Source organism: Psychromonas marina, assembly GCF_030161115.1.
In the GTDB taxonomy this organism is placed as follows: Bacteria; Pseudomonadota; Gammaproteobacteria; order Enterobacterales; family Psychromonadaceae; genus Psychromonas; species Psychromonas marina.
The window spans coordinates 144,334-169,288 of record NZ_BSPQ01000013.1; the positions used below are offsets into that span (position 1 = coordinate 144,334).

Consider the following 24,955-nt stretch of genomic DNA (forward strand, 5'->3'; position numbering starts at 1 on the left):
TTAAATAGAAACTAACTTTCCTAGACGTTGTCCGCCTAGCAGGTGTAAATGAATGTGATAAACCTCTTGGCCACCGTCACTATTACAATTCATAATGAGTCGATAACCAGATTCAGCAATACCCTCTTGCTTAGCAAGTTGTTTAGCAACGGTATATAATTTACCAACTAACAACTCATCTTCTACTTCAATATCGTTTGCAGTCGCAATTAATTTATTAGGAATGATCAGGATATGTGTTTTAGCTTGTGGTGAAATATCACGAAACGCAGTCACATAATCATCTTGATAAAGCATATCCGAGGGGATCTCTTTATTGATAATCTTCCTAAATATTGTCTCTTCCGGCATCTTACTTCCTTACAGTTAGCTGTTTATTTACAGCATATTCATATTTTAAGTTCATTTAAAAATATACCGTAAATCACTAAAAGTAAACTAGTTATAGTTCAACGATAGCACCTTTGCCAACACCTTCGTAAGCAAAAACCGTCACATTATCGTTACCAACACGCTTTTTGGTTTCTACGCAGATAAAATCAGCGAGCTCTTCAACTGTTGTATCCTTTGGTAACACTTCTACGCGATGAGCAGGCATCAGCAACTCGAAATAACCTTGCGGAGCATGGTAAGCAGTACACAGTTTTTCAACATCATTGCTTTTGACAATAAAAGAAAGGTCTCGTTTATCGACAATATCTTCTTGGCTCACCAAGTAGATATCTTGCCAACGGTTAGCCCAGTCCTGTACTAACGAATGGTTAAACTCACCATTTACCAATATATCAAGTTTAGAACGGTGTCCATGCGCAATACGTTGACAATTTCCATCATGCTTTTTAAGGCCATGGGTGTAGTGATAAAAAGGTGTATCTATCTTTTCACTGCGTAATTTAATCTCAAGTTCACCGACGTTTTTAGGTAACTGTAGTAAAACAATATGTTCAAGGTATGTTTCTAACACCTCAATTGAGATAGTTTCACTTTCTAATAAACAATATGCTTCCGTTGGGCATTTAAGTTGGATATAGCTATTATCAGCAAGTTTATAATTAACCTGTGTGCGTTGTGGTTCAATTTCAACAGCACATCTCGATGATGCATGCGGCACGATCAATTTATGATCGACCTCTGTATCTATGATCGCTTTAATCTGTTTTTTAACCAATGAGAAATCTAAAATCATCGACATCTCATTTAAGCCACCAGTGAGTATGACATCGACGATATAACTTTCACCAACAAACCCACGTTGTGCATCTAAGTAGGTTGCATCAATGACAGTAAGGTCACGTACAAATAATTTCATCTATTTTTCCTATAAAAGTGTGCTTTAAAATGGTGCACTTTCATCATCACTTGCCGTAGATGAAGACTCATCCGTTGTATCACGTTTTAGTTGTTCTCGTAAATTAGGTGGAATACCGGTAATTGTTAGGGTATCGCTCGCTGCATCATACTGAATACGATCACCAAGATGTTTTTGATCAAAGCTGATGCTTACGCCACCGCCTTGTCCTACATATTTAGTTAGCTTACGCATCACACTTCGATCCGCAGGGAAATTTTGCTCTAATTGATAATCTTCACTCACAAAGTCATAAAAGCTACCTTCCAATTTAGGCGCTTCTTGCATTTGCTCAGAAAGTGTTGCTAACTCAATATCTTCGCCTTGCTTGAGCTGTTCTTTACAATATTCGAAAGCCACTTCACGTACTTCCTGCTTTTTCTCTACCGGCAACGCTTCTTTTTCGCAAAACTCTTCAACCGCTTTCATTAATACTTGGTTCTGTACTTTAGCGTCGAACCCTTCTTGAGCTCCCATGAAGTCCAAGAAGAAATCAGAAACTTGACGCCCTACACGCCCTTTTATAAACGATAGGTAGCGGTTTGATTCAGGTGAGCGAGATAATAATGTCAGATCAATACGTGTCACTAACTGTATTTTACTGGTTTCAAGATGCTGACTATTGGTTAACTCAAGGTTTTCATTGACGCTAATCGATTCATTGTTTTGTAATAATGCAATCAACAGGTAATCACTTGCAGTCCAACTGTATTTACTGATCAGTAAAATGCCCTGTTCTGCGAAGTCTTGTTTTTGTAACTCTTCAACCAGACAATCAACGGCGGTTTGCGAGAAACTCACAAAATCCAACTCACCTTTCATCTCTTGTTGTAAAGCCTGTTGAAAAACCTGCGGTTGACCCGTTTCTTCGCGAAAAGAGGCAAACGCTTTATTGGTTTTACTTTGGTAAGTGCTATGAATTTTTGTAAGAAATTGTTCAATAGAAGGAGAAATAGGGAGCTCACCTTCACGTTTTGTACACTCAAGTACGCCTTCCGTGTTGTAATTTAATGAGTGTAAAATAATATTAGTTGCAGATATATTCATAAGTAGCGCACCAGATTTTTAAGAGAAGAGCGATTATGCCACCAAAGCACGACACAGAAAATCAGTTTTAGAAATAAAAACTCACTACCTAAGATTGGTATCTCTGGATGACTAATGTATTATAGCTTTTTATTAATAACTACAGACCAAAACTAATGCCAATTATCTCTAAATATTCAAACGAAAAAATAGAAAACATCCTTGATGAAGTAATGGAAGTTCTCCATAAAAATGATGTCTCTGTTGACTTAAGCCTGATGGTATTAGGTAACAGCTTAACGCATATCATCAATAGTCAGGTACCAACAAATAAACGCCAACAAATTGGTGACAAATTTGTAAAGGCATTTACCGCTTCTATTAATTTAAAAGACAAATAACTCTTATGGTTGAAACTGGTAATAAATTCCACGATAACGTATCGCGCTTGGTTAACTGGGCGCACTGGTTTACTTTTTTCAACCTGATAATCGTCTCGTTGATCAGCCTGCGCTATATAAAATACGCAGGTTTATCAGACTCAGGTGTTGGTATCGCTTACCAATTTACGAGTTTGATTGGGCATTATAGTTTTGTTTGCGCAATGGTTTTTGGTGTGTTGCTTTTCCCACTTGCCTTTGTTGTTCCTTACCAACGCTTATATCGCTTTGTTGCGATACTCATCAGTACGGCCGCCGTCACTTTTTTAATCGTAGATACACAGATATTTAAACTCTATGAGTTTCACTTAACACCGCTGATTTGGCAGTTTTTACAGCGCCCTGAACAAGTTGAACAAATTTACTCTATCAATCTACATTATATTTCGATCCCGATTATCTTTACCCTTGAGTTTGTGATCTCCTTTTTTGTATGGCGAAAATGTCGCCAACTTCAGGCAAAAAGAATCGGTAAGCCAATCGCTATTTTTCTATTTTCTGTTTTTGTTATCACCCACTTAACGTATATTTGGGCGGATGCAAAACAATATCGTCCAATCACACAACAGAAATCACTTTACCCACTTTCATACCCAATGACAGCGCGTACTTTTTTAACTAAACAAGGCTGGTTAAGTGAAGATAAACTACAGCATCGAATTGTTCGCCAACAGGGTGAAAGTAGTAGTTCTCTTAATTATCCTAAACAACCTTTAAGTTACTTTAACGAGCAGCTTGGTTCTCGCACGGATAAAAACATTGTTGTTATCACCGTGGATGCGCTACGCGCAGATCTACTTAATGACAAAAACATGCCATTAACCAATAAGCTAAGCCAACAAGGCCTTAACTTTACTGAACATTATAGTGGTGCGAGTAATCGTGCGCAGGGAATATTCAGTCTTTTTTATGGATTGCCGAATCGCTACTGGTCAGATATAACACTCAATTATATCCCACCTGTATTAATGACACGTTTACAAGATAAACATTATCAATTTGGTCTATTTTCAAGTAACGGTTTTATGTCTGAAGAGTTTATTCAAAGTAGTTTCAGTCACCTTAACCTACCTGAGTTACAGCATTCTTCAATCGACAGTAACAATGAGATCATTACTGAACAATGGCAACAGTGGTTTAAAGAAACCAAGGCTGTTCAAAACCGTTTTAGTTTTTTATATTATCAACAATCTGGTGATGCGCTAGCACTTGATGACAGTAACTTTAGTCTTGCACAACGAAGTGAGAAGATGGAACGCTATCAAAGACAAGTGCGTGATATTGATGTACAGATTAACCAGATCGTAGAAACACTTAAGGTGAATAAACAGTTAGAAAACACCATTGTCATCATTACGGGGACACACGGTGCTTCCTTTGAAAAGGCGAACTCTGCGCAGGCAGCCATTAATAACGCGCATGTACCATTAGTGGTATTATGGCCAGGGCAAACAAGCCGTACGATAACGCGAATGACAAGCCATGTTGATATTGTGCCGACACTGATGGAAGAAGCATTAGGTATACAAAGTAGCGCTGACCAATATAGTATTGGGCAAAGCCTATTAGACAATTCAGCACGTCCATACTTACTATCTGGCGACCTTAAAAAGTACGTGATCTATGAAAAAGATAAAATAACGCAGTTTGAAAATAATGGGGATATTTCTAGTATTAACTGGCAAGGTATTACCCTTAATGAAGAAGATTTTGATATTACTTTATTGATTGATGTGTTGTCACAGTTACGTCGTTTTCAAAACTAATTAATAAAAGTGTTACCTGCATACTGTTTTGAGATCAAAGGTTTGCACAGTCCTATTATCCTGTCATTTAAGCAGATGCTAATATGATTTCTATTATGCATCTGCTCAAGTAGTTGCATAAATAGAAGTATTATTTAGCATAATGAAAGTATGGATAACTTTATCAAAGGACTGTGTCGATGCAAAAATTTTTATTAAATTCAGAATCTGAATTAGAAAATAGATTATATACTGCCCATAAGCACCTCAATCAACAAAAGAAGGCCATCTCAGAAAAGATTAATCAATATGTAAAAAATGAAAATGCTAATAATGTTCGACTCGCTTTTTATTTACATGTCACCTTGAATCTATGTACAGCCGGCGCTTTATTTTACTTGCTTTATTAATCCCCTTCACACTTCAAAAGTGTAAACATTAACGAGTGCAATGTCACTTAACGTACAGCGAATCTAAATTTGATACTGTAAAAGCAAAACCTAATAAATTAATTATCATTTACACGAAAACAGATAACCTGAGTATGGACATTAATATCAACATTGTATTTAATGTCTGCACTAAATTTATATCAATGTGTTTCCCGTATGTAAAATACTGATAGAATACTGACGTTTAAAGGATTAGGCGCTAATGATACAAATTACATTAAATAGCACTTTAATCTTATTAGTAAAAAGATGACTTCTTAGTACGCACATTATAAATGATATAAGCGTTAACATTATTACTCACGCTAACTATCTGTTGCTTATATATTGAACTCTCTATTTTCACTGGATTATATCTGCTCATTGACACTGTAATAGGTATTGAACTTAATTTATTTAGGAACTAACCAGTGAATAAGTACCTCTTAAGATCCACTATTTTGCTTGTAATTGTTGCCAGTTTATTGCTGACCTCATGTACAGAAAGCTTTTATAGCAACTCATCATCAAGCTCTACAGAACAACAACCATTAATAGAAGAACCTACTGTCGTTACCATCAAGTCAATGGATGACTTAAATGCTTTGTTTAATCAACTACAGTATTTAGAAGATAACTGGAATAACAGTGGTCAAAGTATTCCTAGAATCACTTTTTCTAACATTAATGAGGCATGGGTTAAGGTCTCGCCACAACTACCTGTTGAAACAAAAAAATCTGTTTTTTTCCGCCTAATGACCCCATTAATATTAATCTCTAATGAACATATTTTACAGCAACGCGATGTCGTTAAAAATGAACCATTGGATTCTAGTCAATTATCAACGATTGCTTTGAAATACCGCGTCATTAAAAATAAAGAAACGCCCTTAACAGAAGCTGATCGCCAAACGCTCTTATCAAGAGTTGATATTATTCCAGCATCCCTTGCATTAGCGCAAGCAGCAGAAGAAAGTGGCTGGGCAACCTCGCGGTTTGCCTTAGAGGGCAATGCTTTATTTGGACAGTGGGATTTTTCTGGTAACGGAATGAAGCCACAACAACAACGAGCACACCTTGGAGAATATGGTGTAGCACAATTTGATAGTCCCCTTGATTCTGTAGAAGCTTATATGCTTAATTTGAATACTAATGCTGCTTATAATAATTTACGTGAACTACGTAAAGAAATGCGTATTAATGAGCGTCAAATAACCGGCTATGAACTAGCAGGTACACTCGACAAGTATTCTGAACGTGGCAAGGCTTATATTAGTGGGTTACGCTTAATGATTCGTTATAATAAGTTAGAGCCCGTCGATGAGATGCAGCTCTTAAATGATAAATTCATACATCTGCTGACTAATTAACCAATTGTGAAGTGAATTTCAGATTAGGCATTAAGTGATGTCTAATCTGAACATTCCATTCATTCAATGAAATAACTATAAATATAATTAGGTATTAATGTATTTATAAGATAGTATCAATTTATTCTGTCATTTAACGTTATTAATGAAACATAAAGTCCAAGTTATTATCTCTGTTACTCCCGCGTTTTCGTAGTTGTCCTTAGTTATCCCTTAGCTTCATCATCATATCAATAATTCAATTGTCAGTATTTAGTTCTTATTTGTAAGTAAAGCAATGAAAATTTTTCTGCAAGCTACAAATAATAACCAAATCGTCCTAATAAAAAGTGACGATAAACTAGATGTAAGTAATACCAATCTAGATAAGTAATTGGTATACAAACATCACTATTTCATTGAATCATTACAATGCGTTTTATCGCTATAAATATGCACTCCTTAACACCGCATTTGCTTGTGTCATGTCGTTTTATATTTTTATCATCAGCGTCGAAAAAGTAACTTGTACTGATTTGTTTTATACAATTCTAAAAAGGATATTTGTTATGGCTCGTACAACGGGAAGAAAGCGTTTTTGGTTTCAACAAACACGTGATCAAAAATCAGAAACAAAAATTACCATTAAACAAACACAACAATTAATTAAGTAATACTTTACGCGATGTTATTTTTGAGGAGCCTCTATCCTCTTAAAATAACCGAGCGAATAGTGTTTTGTAGCTACAACCGCATTAGTTTTTCACTCTCCTAAAAACTCACAACACAATACTATGCTAAAATGTCATCCCATTAAGGAAATTAATAGGATGCACTATCATTTTGGCAACTCCCTCTCTCCCAATACTCTATTCATTACAAAATTGTCCTTATGCAATTCGTGCCCGTTTCACATTGTTTAAATCACAGCAACAGGTATTAATACGCGCCATTAAACTTAATAATAAACCTTCTGAAATGCTGGCAGTATCACCCAAAGGCAGTGTGCCAGTATTAGTCGTTGCTGATGATGAAGTCATAGAAGAGAGTTTAGAAATTATGCATTGGGCACTAACTAAAAATGATCCGGATGACTTGCTACATCATCAGACTATCGATGCATTGAATGCGATGGATAACCTAATTATTGATTTTGAAAGCACCTTTATTCCTGCACTCGAGCACTATTGCTGTGCTAAACGTTATCATGAAGATAACATCGAACAATGTAGATCACTTTGTGAAAGCGTGCTTATGCAATTAGAGAACAAATTATCGCGACATGCTTTTATCTTCTCTGAGAAAGAGAGTTTAGTCGATATTGCCCTCTTCCCCTTTATACGTAAGTTTGCTCGCGTAGAGCGACAATGGTACTTGCAAAGCCCTTATCCCAACCTGCGTAACTGGTTAAATAACTACCTACAAAGCCCAACCTTTACCAAAGTCATGACAAAACATGAGCTATGGTTAGAAAAGCGTAAAACGATCTATTTCCCTGGCTAATCAACACACCATATAACGAAAATTAAGTTAACCTGCCCAACTGGCTTTGGAAAAAGTCCAGAAACACTCTGGTTTTGATCGGGATAGAACGACTTTGATATAACACACTGAGTTGCAATGCAACCGGTGGTTTAGACAGGTTTAAGCGCTGCAAATTACACTCTTTTTGACAACTGTAATCTGGTAACTTTGTAATGCCTAAATTTTGCATCACCGCTTGTAAACGCATTGTAGGGCTTGAGAAGCTAGCGCACCCCTCTACTGCAACAGATTGCAATACCTCTCCATCTCGAAACAGCCACAGCTCTTGTTGCTCACTAACAATACAGGGGAAATTCATTAATTCAGTCGGCTCGAGTAAGCGTTTATTTTCAAATTCAGAACCCGCAAATATAGATTGTGGGAAACTCAATAATGTTTTTGCTATCCAGTTAGAGGCAGGTAAGTCTTTCTCATGCAAGACAAAAGTTAAATCGTAATGAAGATCATTTTCAGGTATTGCACCTGAATAATGGCTACAATTAAGTACTATTTTAGGGTATCGCTTAGCAAAATCCGTTAACAATTCACTGATGATTTGATTGAAAAACTCCAGCGGTAACAATATGTTCAACTGCCCTTTAGGTTCATTAATAAATGATCCAACTTCCTCTTCAACAGACCTCAGTGCATCAATATGCGCTTTACTTGCTTGATATAATAACTGTCCACTCTCGGTTAATTGCTGTTTTCGTGTAGTACGAATTAAAAGCTGACTACCAATCGCTTGTTCTAGTTGTACCAAATGACGGCTCAGTTTTGATTTTGGAATGTTGAGTTGCTTCGCAGCTAAAGTAAATGATCCCGCTTCAGCCAGTGAGACGAACATTGACAGATCATCCAAACGTGTTTTCATGTGACTGTTCCATTTATGCAACAAAGATTTCTATTAAACCTATCTAATCAAAAAAGATCAACTTGGGTATAGTCAACCTATCTAATAATTGTACAAACTAAATAGGGATAAAATAATGAGCAATGTAAATGAGATAAATGCAACAGATTTTAAAACACAAGTCATTGAGCATAATGGCCTTGTGTTAGTAGACTTTTTTGCCCAATGGTGTGGACCTTGTAAGATGATTGCACCGATTATCGATGAAATAGCAACAGAGTTCAGTACATTAAAAGTGGTTAAGGTGGATGCGGATAAAGCACAAGCACTAATGCTTCAATTTGGTATTCGTGGTATTCCAACATTACTACTGTTTAATGAAGGTAAAGTGGTTGCCACCAAAGTGGGTGCGTTATCATTGACCCAGCTTCGCGAGTTTATTAATGCTAATAGTTAAGGTACCTAATGAAAGGCAATAATGTAAATTTCATTATTGTCTTTTATTTCTTAACCTCATTAACGTTCAACTTTTATTAACCATTAGTTAAAAACTGTCGAATATACTTAACAGTACTTATCAAATACACTTCTCTCATCAATTAAGGGGAAGTAATAATGTTTACCACTATTCAAAGAATTCAATTTAACAAGCAGTTCTTCATATTCTCTGCGCTCGCTTGTTTATGTTTATTTCCAGTTATCTCATCACCGATTGCATTAGTTTTAGGCTTTACATTAGCAACCCTAGGCTTAGTGCCAAGTGATATAAATACGGCCCTTATCACTAAAAAATTATTAGCATACTCGATTGTTGGTTTAGGGTTTGGTATCAATTTACCGCAAGCTATCGAAGTCAGTTCAAATAATATTGGCATCATCGTTTGTTCAATATTTTCAACGTTGGCTTTAGGTATAGGATTAACTAAAGCATTAAAAATAAAACCTAAAATGGGTCACTTAATCGCTTCTGGTACCGCTATTTGTGGAGGTAGTGCTATTGCAGCCGTTGCACCTGCGATTGATGCAGATGCAGATGAGACCTCGCATGCATTAGCCACTATTTTTATATTAAATAGTGTCGCTTTATTTGTATTCCCATTAGTCGGACATTGGTTAATGATGAGTCAACACGATTTTGGTATTTGGAGTGCGATAGCGATTCATGATACCTCTTCAGTCGTTGGCGCGGCATCTGTATACGGTGACGAAGCATTACAGATAGCAACAACCCTTAAATTAGCACGAGCACTGTGGATTATTCCCGTTGCCTTCATCAGTGCTCTGATGTTTAAAGGGGATAATAAGAAGATTCCAGTACCGTTATTTATTCTGTTTTACTGTGTGGCGATTGCTGTTGCTTATCTGTTTCCACAGTTTGATCTGTTATACCAAGATATCTTTATGGTTTCAAAACGACTATTAGTGCTCTGTCTCTTTTTAATCGGTGCAGGATTAACCATTAAAAGTATCAAATCAGCAGGATTAAGACCGATGATATTAGGCGTTATTTTATGGGTTACTATCTCTGTATCATCACTTGCTTATATTCTACTTGCCATGTAATCAACTGAGCTAACAATCACTTAACAATAGTTAATCTATGCTGTTATCTGTTTTTTTGTCGATGACATAATAAACAAGTAACGAAAATGACAATAATGCCCATGCAGCACTAACGAGACCAACGCTATAGGTCGAAAGAATCGCTGCAAGCATGACTAGACTAATTATAAAATGTTGAAACATATCTATTCCGATTTAATGAACATGAGTGTCATTATTGCTTGCTCAAAATAATTATTGAAATAAATTAATCATCTAACTCATAACAAACTATAAACTAATGCAGTCAGCTATCCGCCTAACTTTTATAAAAGTAACTAGCAGCAACGATCTAACAGTGTTAGTTTAAACCTTGTTCATCCAGCTACAATTACCATTAATAAGAGGAAGGCTCCATTATGAAAATCGCTATGTTCAGTTCTCGTAGTTATGATATTCAACATTTCCAACCACTCATCTCAGATTCAATTAGTATTCATTTTTTTGATACCCAGCTAAACGCCAAAACCGTGGCATTAGCAAGTGGGTATGATGCAGTATGTGCCTTTGTAAACGATGATTTAAGTGCCCCGGTATTAACCCAACTTCACAAGGTAGGTATCAAGTTCATTGCCATGCGTTGTGCAGGTTTTAACAACATCGATTTAGCAAGTGCAAAATCAATGGGGATTACCATTGTCCGTGTTCCCGCTTATTCACCTGAAGCTGTTGCTGAACATGCGATTGCATTATTAATGACACTTAACCGTCGCATTCACAAAGCTTACCAACGTACACGTGATGCTAACTTTTCATTACAAGGGCTGGTTGGGTTTAACTTGCATGGGAAAACAGTTGGAATTATTGGTACCGGTAAAATAGGTGTTGCAACAATGGCTATTTTTAAAGGTTTTGGCTGTAAAATATTAGCCTCTGATCCCTACCCTTCTGATAAAGCAATCGCATTAGGTGCGGAATACGTTAGCTTAGAAACCTTGTTTGCAGCGAGTGATGTGATCAGTTTACATTGCCCACTAACCACTGAAAATAAGCATCTGTTAGATGAAAAAACATTTGCATTGATGAAAGATGGCGTGACCATCATAAATACCAGTCGTGGTGGTTTGTTGAATGCACATGATGCCATTCAAGCATTAAAAATTGGTCGTATTGGCGGGCTAGGTTTAGATGTTTACGAAGAGGAAGAGCAGCTTTTCTTTGGAGATCACTCTAGTGAAATTATTGCCGATGATATTTTCCGTCGACTATCTGCTTGCCATAATGTCATTTTTACCGGTCATCAAGCCTTTTTAACCAAAGAAGCTTTAACCAGTATTGCTCAAACGACACTCAGTAATTTAGCAGATCTTGACGCAGGTCGACCTTGTGTTAACGAAGTCAGTAACTAAATTAGCGGCTGTTATAAAAAGCCAGTTAACTACTGGCTTAATAATGACGCTTTCTAAATTGCAGTAGATAATAATGGCTGTAACGCCTTCTCTTCTATCGCAACAGCAACACCGTCTTCGAGGTTAGTTTTAGTAATAAAATGACACATCGCCTTCGTTTCGTCGTCAGCATTACCCATCGCAACAGCCATACCTGCAAACGCTAACATAGCATGATCATTTTCAGCATCACCTACACACATCACTTCTGCCGCAGTGATGTTTAACTCTTGGCAAAGTTTCTCAACCGCAACACCTTTATTACTGTCTTTATGTAATACTTCTAAGAAAATTGCAGCACTGCGTACCACTGTATATTTTTCTTTTAATGAAGCAGGTACCTGAGCAATAGCAGCTGTTAAATCATCTTCAGCAGCAACCATCATCACTTTAATGAACACTTCATTATCATCAATCAAATTGAAATCTACTTCTGTTGACTCAATATTATTCAATGTTGCTTCAATATCTGTCCATGGATTATTGCGGTGTGTAATTAAGCCCTGTGTAACCGAGAAAGCATGAATATCAACACCAAGCTTTTGGGAAATTTCAAATGTAGCCTTGATATCAGTCCCTTTAAGACTAGTTTGATGAAGTACTGCCCCACTTTCAACGCGCTCTACTAGCGAACCGTTAAAAGAGACAACAAAGTCATCTTCTGTGGTTAAACCAAGTTGTTCTAGATACTTTTGTAAGCCACTACGAGGGCGACCTGAAGCTAAAACAACTTTGATTCCTGCATCTTTGGCACGTTGAATAGCTTGGCAGTTACGTTCAGATACCAATTTTTCTTTGTTTAATAAAGTGCCATCCATGTCCAGCGCGATCAGTTTTATCATAATTTATAACCTATAAAGAGACTGTGTTAAGTGTTGGTATGTTGCGCAATTATATGGCACATCATCAAAGTAACGGCTAGTTTATAGATTTTTAAATTTTAGGATAGTATTCAGATCAAAACAGTATTGTTTTAAAGTTGAATTACTAGGCTTAATTCCTGAGTAGTTAAAGCAGTAACTATCAATACCCTGATCTACATAAATCAGTTACATCAGCCATTTCCACCAAATAAATACAACTAAGAATGATATGAGAGAGAACAAGCCAACCCATGAAAGTGCTTTCATACTACTGCTGAACCTTAGCTCTTTAGGCAGCAACGTTTGCGCGACTAGCTTGTAATTAAGGAATGCAAAAACGGGGGTCGTAGCGAATGCTAACATCATGGCAAAATTCAACATTGTCATCAATGAAGAAGCCCAAAATAGTATCACCAGCATGGCACAAGCGCAGATCCAAAACATATAACGTTGATGCTTCGCTTCATGATGAGAATTGATGTTTTCAATCTTAACTTTAGCTTCCGCTAATGCACGTGAATAACCATCAATAACCGTAATAGTACTGCCAAAGATACACAAGAAGCCAATACTCGCAATCAAGTACCGAGACCACTCACCTATCGTTGCCGCATAGACACGAATAAGCTGATCAGTAAACGCTGTACCAGCGGCTTCGACACTATCTACATAACCATGTAAGACTAAACGGCCCAATGCAAGAAATACAAGCGCCAGCAGTGCCGTCATAATATAACCGACATTAAAATCAAATAGTGCAGATTGATTGGTTACTTTTTGCTCGCGCTGTTGCCTTTTAAGCCACAATGAATTCAAAGTGGCAATCTCGATAGGCGCAGGCATCCACCCCATGGTGATAACAATCAGACCTATTGCCGCCACATTCCACGATGAGGGAGCGGTAAAATTAGTTGGCACGCTTTGAACTTGATTAGCAGCAATAATTACTGCGCTAACAGACGTTATGACCACAATCAGCATGATAATTTTTGATAAGTGATTCAATGCGGTGTATTGACCACGTAGTAAAACCGTTAAACAAGCAACAAAAACAATCCCTGAAAGTACTGGCAAGGGTAATGAAAATGGCAATAAATATGCCAACAAACTGGCGCTAAAAATACCTAGAGCCGCCGTATTAACGATCGCAGAAATAGCGCATAGGGCTGTAAACAGATATAGGTACAAATTTCCCATCTGCGCATAGCCATGTACCAAACTATTACTCGTGCCCATGGTGTACTGCACACCTGCACGAAAAAAAGGATATTTGAGCAGATTTATTAATAAGATTAAAGCGGCTAACTGCCAACCGTAAACTGCACCAGCTTTGGTTGAAGCAATAAGATGTGATCCTCCTACGGCGGCTGTCGCCATCATGATACCAGGTCCTAAAGAGTGAATAACCTGTTTGAATCGAACTGTAGTTGGCATTGCTGCCAAGGTATTGCTTTGCATAAACTTCCTAATAGACACCTTAAAATTGCGGCAGACATCATATAGGGTTGAGACTAAAAAACAGTTTAAATGTAATTTAATATGATTTATATCAAATAATTGGGCTCATGAATCACCAATAGAGGTAAGTAAAGTTTATTTTAAAGCGCCATGCTTAAGCCAACATCTATTTGAGACAGCCTTTACATAAACCTTTAAACAACATTGGATTGATAATCACGTGTTGATTATCAATTATGTTACCATGCCTAAAATCACCGCTTGATGCCGAAATTGGCAGATCACTTTGTTTGAGGTCCTCTTTGTCTAATATAAATAAAAACCGTTCTGCACTGTTTAATAAAAAATTCTTTTTAATCACATTATTCAGTCTGCTTGTTACCTTCATCGTATTTCTTGTGTACTTAGATTCACAAATTCGTACGACCTTTGATGGCAAAAAATGGTCTATTCCCTCCACCGTTTATGCACGCGCATTAGAGATATACCCAGGCGCTCAGTTATCTGTGAAGGATCTTCAATCAGAGCTCACTTTACTCGGCTATCAGTTTGTCGAAAAAGTATCAAAACCAGGGCAAGCAGCGATCCAGGGTTCAAAGGTCACACTCTATACTAGCGGATTTCAGTTTCCTGATGGTCATGAGCCTGCACGTAACATCACCTTACATTTTAAAAACGATCATATAGAGACTGTTAATAATGATGATGGGGTCTCTTTATTACGTTTAGCACCCGTCGTTATCGGTGGTATTTACCCCGCACATAATGAAGATAGATTATTAGTACAATTAGATGAAGTACCAGCAAGCTTGGTTGCAATGTTAGTCGCGGTCGAAGACAGTGAGTTTTATGATCATTATGGTGTTTCTCCTCGCGGTATTGCCCGTGCTTTGGTCGCTAATATTAAAGGAGGCAGTATCTCCCAAGGTGCATCGACTCTGACGCAACAATTGGTAAAAAATTACTTTCTTAGCTCTGAAAAAACATTATCTAGAAAAGTGCAAGAAGCATTAATGTCGCTTTTACTCGAACTACATTTCAGCAAAAATGAGATTTTAGAAGGTTATATAAATGAAATCTACCTCGGCCAAGATGGTCCCCGTGCTATTCATGGTTTTGGGTTAGCGAGCCAATATTACTTCCGTCAACCTCTACAAGATCTATCACTTGAGCAACAAGCTTTATTGGTCACTCTGGTGCGAGGGGCAAGTTATTATAACCCTTGGCGACATCCACAAAGAGCTCAAGATCGTCGTGACTTAGTATTAGATATCACAGTACGTGAAGGAATGTTGGATGCCGATCTCGCCGCTTCGGCAAAAAAAGTACAGTTAAATTTAGGAGATAAAAGTAGTGTGGCGCGTAAACGTTACCCCGCTTACTTAGATCTTGTCCGTCGTCAGTTGAAACGAGATTATGATACAGAAGATCTTTCTTCTAACGGTTTATCGGTATTTACTCACTTTGATCCATTAGTACAATCTAGTGCTGAAAATAGCTTGAGTAATATGGTTAGCAAACAGAAAAAAAGTGTCAATGGTAAAAATCTTGAGGGTGCTGTTGTTGTTACTCGCCCCAATACAGGTGCAGTGATTGCCGTGGTCGGTGGTAATGATGCTCGTTATGCTGGTTTTAATCGTGCAATCGATGCACAACGACAAGTCGGCTCATTAATCAAGCCTGCTATCTATCTCACTGCACTGCAAGATAGCGAACATTATAACCTTGCTTCGCGACTGAATGATGATCAATACAGCTTACCACTGGATAATGGTGATGTTTGGACACCACAAAATTACGATAAACAGTTTCACGGTGATGTGCTGCTCTATAAAGCCTTAGCAAATTCTTATAATGTTTCTACAGCACGTTTAGGAAATACACTAGGGTTGCCTGAAATAATTAACACTATGCATAAATTGGGCGTTGAACAAGATATTTCAGCATTGCCCTCTCTTACGTTAGGCGCTGTTGCATTATCTCCCTTTGAAATGGCACAAATGTATCAAACCATTGCCGCAGAGGGCTTTTATACCCCACTATTAGCCATAGATTCCGTGTCAGACGCCCAAGGAAATATGCTTACAAGGTATCCGTTACAAGTTGAACAACGTTTCGATAGTGCCACTATGTATATGCTACGACACGCAATGCAGGCGGTAACACATGAAGGCACCGGTAAAGCGCTAGAGTGGTTGCTTCCCGATTTTTCTGTTGCCGGAAAAACCGGGACAACCAATAACCTACGTGATAGTTGGTTTGCAGGTTTTTCGGGTGATATGATGTCAGTGGTTTGGTTAGGCAAAGATGATAATAGCAACACTGGGTTAACAGGTTCAAGTGGTGCACTGCGTGTCTGGTCAAATATTATCAAGCAACGTTCGCATCTTACGATCCAAAATATACCACCAGAAACGATTGATATAGGATGGGTAGACAAAGACACTGGCGTTGGCAGTCAAAAGTCGTGTCCTAACGCGATTCCATTACCCTTTTTAAAAGACACTGCGCCAGAGATTGAAATACATTGTAATCAAGGGGTAGAAAAAGTCCTCGGTTGGTTCAAAAATATATTAAATTAACGTAATACCACCCACAGATGTGATTAACAGAAGAATATGATGAAAAAAAACACCTTACAGCAAATGAAAAAGTTATCGATACTCTCAGCCGCTTTACTATTAACGGCATGTCAAAGTATCCCAACAACACAACAAAGCAGTGAAACAAATACGCCAGTGAATAACAAAGAGGTACAAGTACAAACAAGACAACAAGTGCTTGAAGTTGATGATGTCAATCAACTATCCCCTGCCGTTAGTGGGCTGATATCACAAGCTGATGCACAAAAAAAGGCTGACAATAATATTGCGGCAATGCGTACTTTAGAGCGCGCAATTCGAATTGCACCAAGACACCCTGAAAGTTATTACCTGTTAGGAGAGTTACATTTTGCTGAGGGGAACCAAACTCAAGCTCGATCTCTTGCACAAAAAGCAATTAGCCTGGGTGCTACAGGCAAGGTTCGAAAACAATCTTTGCAACTGATCAGTAAAACGGAAAAGTAGCTGTTTGTTAAATGACTATAACCTGAACGGGCCATCACCTCATTAGTGATGGCCAGCTTGTTTCGTATCTATGAAAATACGCGTTTAGCTTTTAATAAAGCACCAAACACAACAGAGCTAAAGGCATCTGCCACATTAATCTCTATTCTTGGGTAACGTGCCTTAAGGGCTTCTTGCACCAATGGTGAAAGCCCCATTCCACCTGTTAGGTAGATAATCTCAGGGTTTTGTTTTGCTTCTTCAATAGCTTCATCAATCATCACAAACATCTTTTCAAGCCATTTTTCCATGGTCTGTGCGACTTGATCGCGCTGGATATCAACACTTAAGGTTTTTTCAATAAACGGTAATGCTAAGTGACTTTGTGCTTGGTCGCTTAAATTTATTTTAGCTAACTCAACTGCGTGCATCAGCTGATGCGTTAAACGTTGCTTTTGTACACGCTGTAGACGCATTAAGGGTAACGGATCTTCGCTCTCAAAAAGGTACTCACTAATAGACTTAGCACGCGCTGGAGAATAAAAGTCTGTCATTTCAGGCATATTATCAATTGCATATACGCCAGAGAACAGCATGTTAGGAATCGCACGCCCTGTTGATGTGCGCCCTTCACGGCCAAATAGTGGAGAAACCACCCCGCTAGCTAAGTATTTATCACTGACGATACCGCCTTGGCGAATCCCTTTGGTTGAATAAATATCAGCATCACGATCAAGCTCATCGGCTTTCTCTTCACTCAATAGACAAAAAGTAACATCCGATGTACCACCACCTAAATCGACAACCATCGCTTTGGTGGCTTGCTTAATCTGTTGTTCAAAGTGATACGCAGCAGCCAGGGGCTCATGAATAAACTCAACCTCAGTAAAACCGGCCTTGGTAGCAGCACGTAACATTAATGCTTCCGCTTGTTGGTTACCTAGCTCACCCATCGTTGAATGATAGTTAACAGGGCGTGCGATAACCGCTTTGTTGATGGTTGTAGTAAGCTGTTTTTCTGCACATTGCTTGAGGTAGGAAAGAAAGCGAATAACCAACGTTTCAAAGTTATCTAATAAACGTTTAGGAATTTTAGCGCCAAGAAAGTTCTTTGGGCTATTAACATAACGCCCTTCATGCGGTGTTAATAAAAAAGCGTTAAATCCTTGTTCACCAAATAAAATTTCACCCGAATTTAGCATATCATTTAACGTTTGTTCGTTAGCCTGTGCATTGTTACTCATCGCTCCCGACTCATTATGTGCTAAATAGATGGCTGATCTTATTTTATAGGGGTTATCACTGTTTTCATCGACCACGACGAGTGTCGGTTCATTGTTAACCCAAGCGGCTACGGCACAATTACTTGTACCAAAATCAATACCAATAAAATCGGCTGTCATACTACTTCCTGATGCATAAAAATGGGGACGAGATTCTACCGCACCTGAAAATAAATGCCTAGTTTAGAGGCCTATTTATATCGATATTTAATGATAATTTACAATTGTGTTGAACGCATAGGATAAAAAAGCCCGAGTAAAAAACTCGGGCAAAGCAAACAGGGAGTGGGATACATAAACCTTTTTGCAAAAGACAGCATATTGGTAGTTTGAGGTGATTCTAAAGCTTAAAAAAACAAGGATTTAAAGCCTACCACTCTAGAAAGCTGCTTCATGTCACTATTATTAAAGATCTATCTCACAAGAACCAGTCTCTGTCGCTTATATCAATTATAAGCACAGCTTATGAGTAACAAACTAAGGTTAGACTGCTTATAACGTTTCTAAACAATCAGGTTCAGGCGCCAAACGTAAACGCGCCTCTTCTGAATCATAGAACTCTTTTTCTACCAACAATGTATTTAAGGTTTCAATATTAAATGTATCTGCTTGTAAGCCTTTTTCTAATCGTGTTAAACACGCTTTAATCGCAACATCTTCATCTGATGACAAGTACTCGCGGCATAAATAAAGTTGAGGAATAGCAAATGCAAACGCACATAACTGTGCAAGTTGCATCGCATCGTAAGGTTTGGTGAGTTGTAAAAGAGCAGCACTGGTAGTAATAGAAGACGCTTCAACACTTTTAGACATAAAAAATACTCTCTTAAAAAATAATTACTTTACAGTAAATGAGATCAATCCGCATAAGTATCTGCTTTAATTGTATTGGTTAAAAGAATAGCAAGCTACGTTAGCCTGGTATTTCAATGCGTAATCGACTCTTTAAAACTAGAGTACAAATGCACCAGCAAATGCAAAAAATGCGATGATAACAAAGAAAATCCATTGGAATAGCTTTAACAGGGGCTTCTTTATACCTGAATTAAGTGCGATAACAATTTGCCAGATTGCAAACAATAGATAGTTTAAAGCGATAAATAAACTTAATGATTTAGCACTTTCGACAGGGAGAACTCCCAGTCCAGCTATTAATAACCCGACCGATGAAAGGAGCAAAAAAATCGACACATAATGAAAAACACTGTGCATGACCTTTTTAGCCGATAATGAAAATTCAGCATTTAACATCGGCACGAGGAAGAGTTTTTGACCAATCAGCAAGTGACCAATCATCGTAAAAAAAGCAAATATCCCAGAAGAGAGCAGTAATATATTCATGTTAATTCCTTATAAGATGAATGGTTTGATTAATAGATCATTTACTTCCACTTCAATAGCTTAATTCCCTAAGCCTGAAATGACTCGATTAAGCCAAAAACAACAATCACCCACCCTAGCCCACCGAGTAATAAACAACTGTAATTTAAAAAGCTAAATTGGTTATTTGAATCTCCCTGCAGATCGCCACATATTCCGTTAACAACCAACTGCATATGGTATAAAACCCATGTGATGATTGGTAATGCGACAAAAGAGAAAAGATCACTGAACGGCCTGCCTATTTCATTAACCGATAATTGGTTAAAGAAATATGAACAAACACTGACGCCGACAAAAATTGTTGCGTAATGCGTAAAGTTGTAACGTGTCGTATTAAATTTTTCATTATATTCACGACTAAAAATAGAAAATAATGCATGTGCAAAGAAGATAGGAAATAATCCGCGCATCACCGGCCACTGCGTCCCACCACTGCGAAGGCGATATAGGTCCCAATGTTTATAAAACCAGTAAATACTATAAACACCCAAGGTACCAACAAATAACGTCACAAACTTAGTCGGTGAAACCACGTAAAACCGTTGCTGAATAGCGTTAGTTGATGCTTCAGGTCGTTCTTCAGTCATTGTAACTTCCTATTTAATTACTTTTTAATATTAACCTACTAGGTTCTGCTCAACTGCGCAATTGAGTTAGCGACACAGATAGCAGCATGCGCATCATTTGCGGCATATTGAATTTGGCTTTTTTTCAACGGATATGCACCCCAGTTTGACTTTTGTGCGCCTTTAGCAAGGCGCTTGTTAAGTATTAAAGCAACCGCGGCACGCGCACCCACCGTATTCTTTTCTCCAATCAAATGCTTTAACTGAACGGACAGATCCTCTGTATTAACCAAGGCGATTGAGAGCTTATTACGCAGCTCATTATTATCACCTTTAATACCAAAACCTACCTTTTTTATTTTAGCATTCTCCAGTAACATGCCAGCGACTTTTAGTGCAGCAGGAAATCGAGTTGGAAAAAGATAGCCCTTTGTTGCAGTCGCAAGTTGGATTAATGTAGGCCCAGGGCTAACCTGACCTTTACGAAAAATAGGTTTCGTCTCAGTATCAAAACCCAGACAGTATTCATTTTGTAAGGCATTTAATGCACGTTGTGCATCTTGCTCATTTTCAATGATGTTAATATCATCAAACGCTAAACCATCATACAAAGGATATGCGCGAATTTGTTCTTTTGTTGGACGTTGCATGAAAGCTCTCTTATTCAAAACTAAATAATTGTACTTAACATTTTAATACTTAATGTAATGAGCAATAACGAAAATATCTTTTTTAAGGTCTGTACAGGCAGTCGGTGGGCAAGTTTTGCCCCATAGGGCGCGGTCAAATAACTGCTAACAGCAATCAGAAACACAGCAGGAAGATAAATAAAGCCAAGCGTGTAATTATCTACTGAACTACTTGACCAACCGTTGACCAGATAACCCACACTACCCGCGATTGAAATTGGCAATCCAATGGCTGCGGATGTCCCCACTGCTTTTTTAATATCAATATTCCTCGATACTAAATAAGGGACGGTTAATGACCCGCCACCAATTGAAACTAAGGCCGACACAGCACCAATCCCAGAGCCAACAAAAAACACCTCTTTTTTTCCTGATATCTGCTTATTAGCTTGCGGCTTTTTACTGATGAACATCTGCACGGAAACAAACGCCATAAAACAGGAAAAAAACAACGCTAAATAAAGTGAGTTAATTTGTGATGCGATAAAGGTAGCAAAAAATGTCCCTATAATAACACCAGCAGTTATCCCCTTTACAATATCCCAGGCAACACTACCTCGAGCATGGTGTGATTTCATACTCGAAAATGAAGTAAAAATAATAGCCGCCATTGATGTTCCTAACGCTAGGTGTACCACCTGCTCTGTGGGTACTCCTTGCGAGACGAACAAGGTTGTCAGAACAGGCACCATTATTCCACCACCACCAACACCTAATAACCCTGCAACAACCCCGACAAAGGATCCAAGCAGTAAAAGAGATAAAACCATTTCGATATCTAACACACTAACCTCATTCTGACGTTTACTTATAACAATTAGTATTTAATCCTATTGTCTGCTCACCTACACCTATTTAATTGGCAGTGAATTCATACAAACAGATAATTTTTGTAACGTGACTTGCAAATAAAGCACCTTAACAAATAAACGTATTTTTTATAAGTCACTAATTCTAATCAACAAATGTTTATTTGATTTATACGTATGCTTTTCGTTTCAAATCCAAACTTATAGAGGTTACTGGGTAATCTATTTGAGGTTCTTTGTCAGCGGTTTCCGTGTGATGTTTATTGCAACCCACCTTCGAGTTATCTAGGCGATAAATTCAATAAATGTTATAACTGTGCTTTATCTGGTTAGCTCATTAGTGATTGACGCATTTTACCTGTAACCGTTATACCGCAGTATATTTTGGTGCAGGCGTCAGGTTTTGTTGCTTAGGTAGCGTGCCATTGTTCTCTGGCTTAGTGCGTCATATAGGGTGGTCTACAATGATAGTTAACTATGTAGTTGCGTTATTTAATCAGTTTATTCACGCAAACCATCATCTCAATATTAAGCCCTTTTTTAATATACTTAGCCCGCCTTGCGATGAGAAAGTTGGGCACCGTTTTCGGGGTAGCAATCATGAATCCAGCATGCTGATAAAAACGAGTTAAATGCTGATGAGGTAAACAAAACACGGCAGGATGCTGTGCTGGTAGATTTTCAATCATATAACTGAGCAGTTGCCGTCCTAGGTTATTCCCCCTTAAGCAAGGCAAAACTTGCATCCCACGCAGGATACAAACACCTTCTTCCAAAGCGAGCCTAAGCACTGCAACGAGTTTATTTTCATCCATAACGTAGAAGACTTCATCGGCTGGACTAACGTCCCCTCCGTAACCACACTGCAGATAAAAATCGGATAACTCATTCAGTGCATTTGCTTTCGCTTTTAAAAAAGTAAGAGAGGCCAACTTAATACTCGTTACGTTTTATTATGGCTGCCATCACAATTGGGTTGTGAAAGCGTTTGTTTACAGCCACAAAGAAATATCTTTTTCGACTCGGTTGCGGTAAATCTAACCGGTGAGAACTCGGTTCCTCGATGAGCACCATCACAAAAAGGTTGCTTTGCACTTTTACCACAAGAGCACCAAGCATAATTTTTACCCGCTTCAACGTCAACTGCAAAAGGGGTATCCGATGCGCGTACTGGTTCTGCCATAATATTTCTCCATCAATAAAAGTTGTCATCACAGCTTAACGAAATCATTAAGCAAACAGTCCTGTTAGTTACTGAATCGGTTATTAGCCTGAAAGTAACCTCAATTCCGGGTAAGTAAACCGATCCAACAACTGACCCAGATATGAAATGAAGTATATAACTACATTAACTTTTTAAAATAACAAATTGTTGAGTTTGAAAGGCACTAGCGTATCTGTATCACAAAAAAATATGCAGGCGACTATCCGCCCTATACCACATAAACATTCCATTATTCCAATTCATCTCACTATAAATTTCGATGATTCGCAAAATACTCATCTCAAACTATGCTAGTTATTGGAAAATAATTTCGTTTATAAACAAGGAATCACTGCTATGAAATTCAAAGTGTTTATGCTGGTACTGTTATTTACTACCCCGCTACTCGTGCATGCTGAAAATGGGCTTATTAAAAGACAGAGTCACTTCAATGTTGATACCACAACAGATCGGCTAGAAAAGGTATTAAAAGAGAAAGGGATGACTATTTTTGCCCGTATTAATCATACTGATGCCGCAAATAAAGTGGGTATAGTGATACGACCAACTGAACTGCTTATTTTTGGTAACCCCAAAGTTGGATCCCCTTTAATGGCTTGCCAGCAGAGTATTGCAATTGATTTACCGCAGAAAGCCTTGATTAGCCAAGATGAAAATAATGTCGTTTGGCTAACCTATAATGATCCACATTATCTTGCTGATAGGCATCAACTTCAAGGTTGTGAAAAAGGATTACAAAAAGTTGAAAAAGCGCTCACCAACTTTAGTAAATATGCAACCCAGCCTTAAATAATCAAAAATATGATGTCACAATGGTCTGCACTAGGGCCATTATGTGATTAAGTTTTGTTGTTGTAACCAGTCCATTACGTAAATAGAGCCAACAGAGCAACGTGCACGCTGCGAATATTCAATAAAGTCAATCTCCTCTATTTCAGCATCGGCACAAAGCACACCTTCAAACTGTGCGAAGTAACAGGTCAATTTAACGATAGTATCGCTACTTTTACCATCAGCTTGTGCTTTAAACGTACCAGCATAACGAATTGAATCGGGCAACAAATCGACTGATACCTCCTCTTTAATTTCACGAACTAGTGCTTGCTGATCAGACTCTCCACTCTCTCTTTTACCTCCGGGTAGGTAAAAAAGTTGCTTGTTTTTAGAGCGTGTACTCAATAGTTTGCCATCTTTAATATACAACCAAGCTAATTTATCAATCTCTTTATTACTCATCAATTAACCAACCTTTAGAAACGGCAATATCAACCTGCTCACAAGCATAAAGCCAGAGTCCTGGTGCTAAACCTTGTAAATAGTTATTACGTTGGAGTACTTGTGATTTTTTAACTTTATGTCTTACCCAACTTCCGCCCTCATTTCTCATATTTTGTAATAGCGGTAATATTCGATCCATCGCTTTAGCAAAACGAGCATCAATGGTTTGTGCATTTTCAAACTCAACCCATAAGCTTTTAAATTGTTGGCATTGCTTTTCGGGTAATAAGCCAAATATACGTTCCGCTGCCGCCATCTCTTTCTCTTCTTGTGCGGCATGATCTTGTTCAGCAGAAAAAGCAAACAGATCACCAGCATCGATTTCGACGATATCATGAATTAATAGCATATTCATAACACGAGTAATATTTACATCTTCCACTGCATATTTTTGCAAAACATGTGCTGCCAATGATATTTGCCAGCTATGCTCCGCACTATTTTCATACCTATCGTTATCCGATTTTACCGTTGTTTGTCGATAAATCCCCTTAAGGCGATCTAACTCCATAATAAAGTCTAATTGTTGATTAAGTTCTTCCATTAATTTCTCTTAATTTATGTTTATGAATCATCATTGCTCTGTATCGTTTTAAGTGAACAGCAAATTATTTTACTTTTTTTCAAAATAACTAAACCGATTGTGTC

28 protein-coding genes are annotated in these 24,955 nt (G+C 37.9%); 11 read left to right on the top strand and 17 right to left on the bottom strand.

The genetic code is table 11. The features are described from left to right. From QQK09_RS12630 to yejK, 3 genes are all read right to left on the bottom strand, one after another. Window positions 1–351: an HIT domain-containing protein gene (locus tag QQK09_RS12630; protein WP_284204509.1), complete on the bottom strand. Its 351-nt coding sequence runs from the start codon at window positions 349–351 to the stop codon at window positions 1–3. Window positions 352–442: 91 nt separating this feature from the next. Next, window positions 443–1,309: a 6-carboxytetrahydropterin synthase gene (locus QQK09_RS12635; RefSeq protein WP_284204510.1), complete on the bottom strand. Its 867-nt coding sequence runs from the start codon at window positions 1,307–1,309 to the stop codon at window positions 443–445. 24 nt (window positions 1,310–1,333) lie between these two features. Next, complete coding sequence (yejK, locus tag QQK09_RS12640) at window positions 1,334–2,395, bottom strand: nucleoid-associated protein YejK (RefSeq protein ID WP_284204511.1); 1,062 nt, start codon at window positions 2,393–2,395, stop codon at window positions 1,334–1,336. Between the two features lie 155 nt (window positions 2,396–2,550). On the opposite strand from yejK, the gene QQK09_RS12645 reads away from it, so the two are divergent. From QQK09_RS12645 to QQK09_RS12665, 5 genes are all read left to right on the top strand, one after another. Further along, window positions 2,551–2,775, top strand: coding sequence for a YejL family protein (locus QQK09_RS12645; protein ID WP_284204512.1), 225 nt, complete (start codon window positions 2,551–2,553; stop codon window positions 2,773–2,775). A gap of 5 nt (window positions 2,776–2,780) precedes the next feature. Continuing rightward, complete coding sequence (locus tag QQK09_RS12650) at window positions 2,781–4,580, top strand: DUF3413 domain-containing protein (protein WP_284204513.1); 1,800 nt, start codon at window positions 2,781–2,783, stop codon at window positions 4,578–4,580. 179 nt (window positions 4,581–4,759) lie between these two features. Continuing rightward, window positions 4,760–4,969, top strand: a complete 210-nt coding sequence (locus QQK09_RS12655) for a hypothetical protein (protein WP_284204514.1) — start codon at window positions 4,760–4,762, stop codon at window positions 4,967–4,969. A gap of 452 nt (window positions 4,970–5,421) precedes the next feature. Continuing rightward, window positions 5,422–6,360 carry a glucosaminidase domain-containing protein gene (locus QQK09_RS12660; protein ID WP_284204515.1) on the top strand — a complete coding sequence of 313 codons (939 nt, stop codon included), beginning with the start codon at window positions 5,422–5,424 and terminating at the stop codon, window positions 6,358–6,360. 822 nt (window positions 6,361–7,182) lie between these two features. Continuing rightward, window positions 7,183–7,842 carry a glutathione S-transferase gene (locus QQK09_RS12665; RefSeq protein WP_284204516.1) on the top strand — a complete coding sequence of 220 codons (660 nt, stop codon included), beginning with the start codon at window positions 7,183–7,185 and terminating at the stop codon, window positions 7,840–7,842. Window positions 7,843–7,864: 22 nt separating this feature from the next. Here the strand turns inward: QQK09_RS12665 and QQK09_RS12670 are convergent, their stop codons facing one another. Continuing rightward, window positions 7,865–8,737, bottom strand: a complete 873-nt coding sequence (locus QQK09_RS12670; protein ID WP_284204517.1) for a LysR family transcriptional regulator — start codon at window positions 8,735–8,737, stop codon at window positions 7,865–7,867. A gap of 112 nt (window positions 8,738–8,849) precedes the next feature. Here QQK09_RS12670 and trxA point away from each other — a divergent pair, with 112 nt between their 5' ends. After that, entirely contained in the window at window positions 8,850–9,173 is a 324-nt protein-coding gene (gene trxA, locus QQK09_RS12675) for a thioredoxin (RefSeq protein WP_431312596.1), read from the top strand. A 158-nt stretch (window positions 9,174–9,331) separates the two neighbouring features. Beyond that, window positions 9,332–10,279: a YeiH family protein gene (locus QQK09_RS12680; RefSeq protein ID WP_284204519.1), complete on the top strand. Its 948-nt coding sequence runs from the start codon at window positions 9,332–9,334 to the stop codon at window positions 10,277–10,279. Window positions 10,280–10,309: 30 nt separating this feature from the next. Here the strand turns inward: QQK09_RS12680 and QQK09_RS12685 are convergent, their stop codons facing one another. Then, the gene (locus QQK09_RS12685) at window positions 10,310–10,462 is read right to left on the bottom strand and encodes a hypothetical protein (RefSeq protein ID WP_284204520.1); all 153 of its coding nucleotides are present in this window, start codon (window positions 10,460–10,462) and stop codon (window positions 10,310–10,312) included. A 215-nt stretch (window positions 10,463–10,677) separates the two neighbouring features. Here QQK09_RS12685 and QQK09_RS12690 point away from each other — a divergent pair, with 215 nt between their 5' ends. Continuing rightward, on the top strand, window positions 10,678–11,667 hold the full coding sequence (locus QQK09_RS12690) for a 2-hydroxyacid dehydrogenase (protein WP_284204521.1): 990 nt from the start codon (window positions 10,678–10,680) through the stop codon (window positions 11,665–11,667). Window positions 11,668–11,720: 53 nt separating this feature from the next. Here the strand turns inward: QQK09_RS12690 and QQK09_RS12695 are convergent, their stop codons facing one another. Then, entirely contained in the window at window positions 11,721–12,548 is an 828-nt protein-coding gene (locus tag QQK09_RS12695) for a Cof-type HAD-IIB family hydrolase (RefSeq protein ID WP_284204522.1), read from the bottom strand. A gap of 207 nt (window positions 12,549–12,755) precedes the next feature. Continuing rightward, complete coding sequence (locus QQK09_RS12700; RefSeq protein WP_284204523.1) at window positions 12,756–14,027, bottom strand: NRAMP family divalent metal transporter; 1,272 nt, start codon at window positions 14,025–14,027, stop codon at window positions 12,756–12,758. Between the two features lie 302 nt (window positions 14,028–14,329). On the opposite strand from QQK09_RS12700, the gene mrcB reads away from it, so the two are divergent. Together mrcB and QQK09_RS12710 are read left to right on the top strand one after the other, a co-directional pair. Continuing rightward, complete coding sequence (mrcB, locus tag QQK09_RS12705) at window positions 14,330–16,609, top strand: penicillin-binding protein 1B (RefSeq protein ID WP_284204524.1); 2,280 nt, start codon at window positions 14,330–14,332, stop codon at window positions 16,607–16,609. Window positions 16,610–16,645: 36 nt separating this feature from the next. Next, entirely contained in the window at window positions 16,646–17,095 is a 450-nt protein-coding gene (locus tag QQK09_RS12710; RefSeq protein ID WP_284204525.1) for a tetratricopeptide repeat protein, read from the top strand. Between the two features lie 68 nt (window positions 17,096–17,163). On the opposite strand, the gene yegD is transcribed toward QQK09_RS12710, so the two are convergent. The 8 genes from yegD to QQK09_RS12750 all read right to left on the bottom strand — a co-directional run bounded on the left by yegD (window position 17,164) and on the right by QQK09_RS12750 (window position 22,987). Beyond that, a complete protein-coding gene (yegD, locus tag QQK09_RS12715) occupies window positions 17,164–18,477 on the bottom strand; it encodes a molecular chaperone (RefSeq protein WP_284204526.1) in 1,314 nt (437 codons plus the stop codon). Between the two features lie 372 nt (window positions 18,478–18,849). Continuing rightward, on the bottom strand, window positions 18,850–19,170 hold the full coding sequence (locus tag QQK09_RS12720; RefSeq protein WP_284204527.1) for a hypothetical protein: 321 nt from the start codon (window positions 19,168–19,170) through the stop codon (window positions 18,850–18,852). A 138-nt stretch (window positions 19,171–19,308) separates the two neighbouring features. Further along, window positions 19,309–19,698 (bottom strand): hypothetical protein, encoded by a 390-nt coding sequence (locus tag QQK09_RS12725; RefSeq protein ID WP_284204528.1) that lies wholly within the window; start codon window positions 19,696–19,698, stop codon window positions 19,309–19,311. Between the two features lie 68 nt (window positions 19,699–19,766). Then, on the bottom strand, window positions 19,767–20,327 hold the full coding sequence (locus tag QQK09_RS12730; RefSeq protein WP_284204529.1) for a hypothetical protein: 561 nt from the start codon (window positions 20,325–20,327) through the stop codon (window positions 19,767–19,769). 38 nt (window positions 20,328–20,365) lie between these two features. Continuing rightward, window positions 20,366–20,956 (bottom strand): 3'-5' exonuclease, encoded by a 591-nt coding sequence (locus QQK09_RS12735; protein WP_284204530.1) that lies wholly within the window; start codon window positions 20,954–20,956, stop codon window positions 20,366–20,368. A 20-nt stretch (window positions 20,957–20,976) separates the two neighbouring features. Beyond that, window positions 20,977–21,780, bottom strand: a complete 804-nt coding sequence (locus QQK09_RS12740; RefSeq protein WP_284204531.1) for a sulfite exporter TauE/SafE family protein — start codon at window positions 21,778–21,780, stop codon at window positions 20,977–20,979. 512 nt (window positions 21,781–22,292) lie between these two features. Then, window positions 22,293–22,736 carry a GNAT family N-acetyltransferase gene (locus QQK09_RS12745; protein WP_284204532.1) on the bottom strand — a complete coding sequence of 148 codons (444 nt, stop codon included), beginning with the start codon at window positions 22,734–22,736 and terminating at the stop codon, window positions 22,293–22,295. An 11-nt stretch (window positions 22,737–22,747) separates the two neighbouring features. Further along, window positions 22,748–22,987 carry a CDGSH iron-sulfur domain-containing protein gene (locus QQK09_RS12750; RefSeq protein WP_284204533.1) on the bottom strand — a complete coding sequence of 80 codons (240 nt, stop codon included), beginning with the start codon at window positions 22,985–22,987 and terminating at the stop codon, window positions 22,748–22,750. A gap of 378 nt (window positions 22,988–23,365) precedes the next feature. Between QQK09_RS12750 and QQK09_RS12755 the strand changes: the two genes are divergently transcribed. Next, window positions 23,366–23,818: a DUF302 domain-containing protein gene (locus tag QQK09_RS12755; protein ID WP_284204534.1), complete on the top strand. Its 453-nt coding sequence runs from the start codon at window positions 23,366–23,368 to the stop codon at window positions 23,816–23,818. A 42-nt stretch (window positions 23,819–23,860) separates the two neighbouring features. On the opposite strand, the gene QQK09_RS12760 is transcribed toward QQK09_RS12755, so the two are convergent. Then, window positions 23,861–24,265: an NUDIX hydrolase gene (locus QQK09_RS12760; RefSeq protein ID WP_284204817.1), complete on the bottom strand. Its 405-nt coding sequence runs from the start codon at window positions 24,263–24,265 to the stop codon at window positions 23,861–23,863. Next, window positions 24,258–24,851 (bottom strand): HD domain-containing protein, encoded by a 594-nt coding sequence (locus QQK09_RS12765; RefSeq protein ID WP_284204535.1) that lies wholly within the window; start codon window positions 24,849–24,851, stop codon window positions 24,258–24,260. The genes QQK09_RS12760 and QQK09_RS12765 overlap by 8 nt, the downstream gene beginning before the upstream one ends. Window positions 24,852–24,955: the final 104 nt, after the last annotated feature.

What these genes read in the sequence shown, in the direction of transcription:
- QQK09_RS12630 (WP_284204509.1), bottom strand. Translation starts at nt 351, where the DNA reads ATGCCGGAAGAGACAATATTTAGGAAGATTATCAATAAAGAGATCCCC.
- QQK09_RS12635 (WP_284204510.1), bottom strand. Translation starts at nt 1,309, where the DNA reads ATGAAATTATTTGTACGTGACCTTACTGTCATTGATGCAACCTACTTA.
- yejK (WP_284204511.1), bottom strand. Translation starts at nt 2,395, where the DNA reads ATGAATATATCTGCAACTAATATTATTTTACACTCATTAAATTACAAC.
- QQK09_RS12645 (WP_284204512.1), top strand. Translation starts at nt 2,551, where the DNA reads ATGCCAATTATCTCTAAATATTCAAACGAAAAAATAGAAAACATCCTT.
- QQK09_RS12650 (WP_284204513.1), top strand. Translation starts at nt 2,781, where the DNA reads ATGGTTGAAACTGGTAATAAATTCCACGATAACGTATCGCGCTTGGTT.
- QQK09_RS12655 (WP_284204514.1), top strand. Translation starts at nt 4,760, where the DNA reads ATGCAAAAATTTTTATTAAATTCAGAATCTGAATTAGAAAATAGATTA.
- QQK09_RS12670 (WP_284204517.1), bottom strand. Translation starts at nt 8,737, where the DNA reads ATGAAAACACGTTTGGATGATCTGTCAATGTTCGTCTCACTGGCTGAA.
- QQK09_RS12680 (WP_284204519.1), top strand. Translation starts at nt 9,332, where the DNA reads ATGTTTACCACTATTCAAAGAATTCAATTTAACAAGCAGTTCTTCATA.
- QQK09_RS12685 (WP_284204520.1), bottom strand. Translation starts at nt 10,462, where the DNA reads ATGTTTCAACATTTTATAATTAGTCTAGTCATGCTTGCAGCGATTCTT.
- QQK09_RS12690 (WP_284204521.1), top strand. Translation starts at nt 10,678, where the DNA reads ATGAAAATCGCTATGTTCAGTTCTCGTAGTTATGATATTCAACATTTC.
- QQK09_RS12695 (WP_284204522.1), bottom strand. Translation starts at nt 12,548, where the DNA reads ATGATAAAACTGATCGCGCTGGACATGGATGGCACTTTATTAAACAAA.
- QQK09_RS12700 (WP_284204523.1), bottom strand. Translation starts at nt 14,027, where the DNA reads ATGCAAAGCAATACCTTGGCAGCAATGCCAACTACAGTTCGATTCAAA.
- QQK09_RS12710 (WP_284204525.1), top strand. Translation starts at nt 16,646, where the DNA reads ATGATGAAAAAAAACACCTTACAGCAAATGAAAAAGTTATCGATACTC.
- yegD (WP_284204526.1), bottom strand. Translation starts at nt 18,477, where the DNA reads ATGACAGCCGATTTTATTGGTATTGATTTTGGTACAAGTAATTGTGCC.
- QQK09_RS12720 (WP_284204527.1), bottom strand. Translation starts at nt 19,170, where the DNA reads ATGTCTAAAAGTGTTGAAGCGTCTTCTATTACTACCAGTGCTGCTCTT.
- QQK09_RS12725 (WP_284204528.1), bottom strand. Translation starts at nt 19,698, where the DNA reads ATGAATATATTACTGCTCTCTTCTGGGATATTTGCTTTTTTTACGATG.
- QQK09_RS12730 (WP_284204529.1), bottom strand. Translation starts at nt 20,327, where the DNA reads ATGACTGAAGAACGACCTGAAGCATCAACTAACGCTATTCAGCAACGG.
- QQK09_RS12735 (WP_284204530.1), bottom strand. Translation starts at nt 20,956, where the DNA reads ATGCAACGTCCAACAAAAGAACAAATTCGCGCATATCCTTTGTATGAT.
- QQK09_RS12750 (WP_284204533.1), bottom strand. Translation starts at nt 22,987, where the DNA reads ATGGCAGAACCAGTACGCGCATCGGATACCCCTTTTGCAGTTGACGTT.
- QQK09_RS12755 (WP_284204534.1), top strand. Translation starts at nt 23,366, where the DNA reads ATGAAATTCAAAGTGTTTATGCTGGTACTGTTATTTACTACCCCGCTA.
- QQK09_RS12760 (WP_284204817.1), bottom strand. Translation starts at nt 24,265, where the DNA reads ATGAGTAATAAAGAGATTGATAAATTAGCTTGGTTGTATATTAAAGAT.
- QQK09_RS12765 (WP_284204535.1), bottom strand. Translation starts at nt 24,851, where the DNA reads ATGGAAGAACTTAATCAACAATTAGACTTTATTATGGAGTTAGATCGC.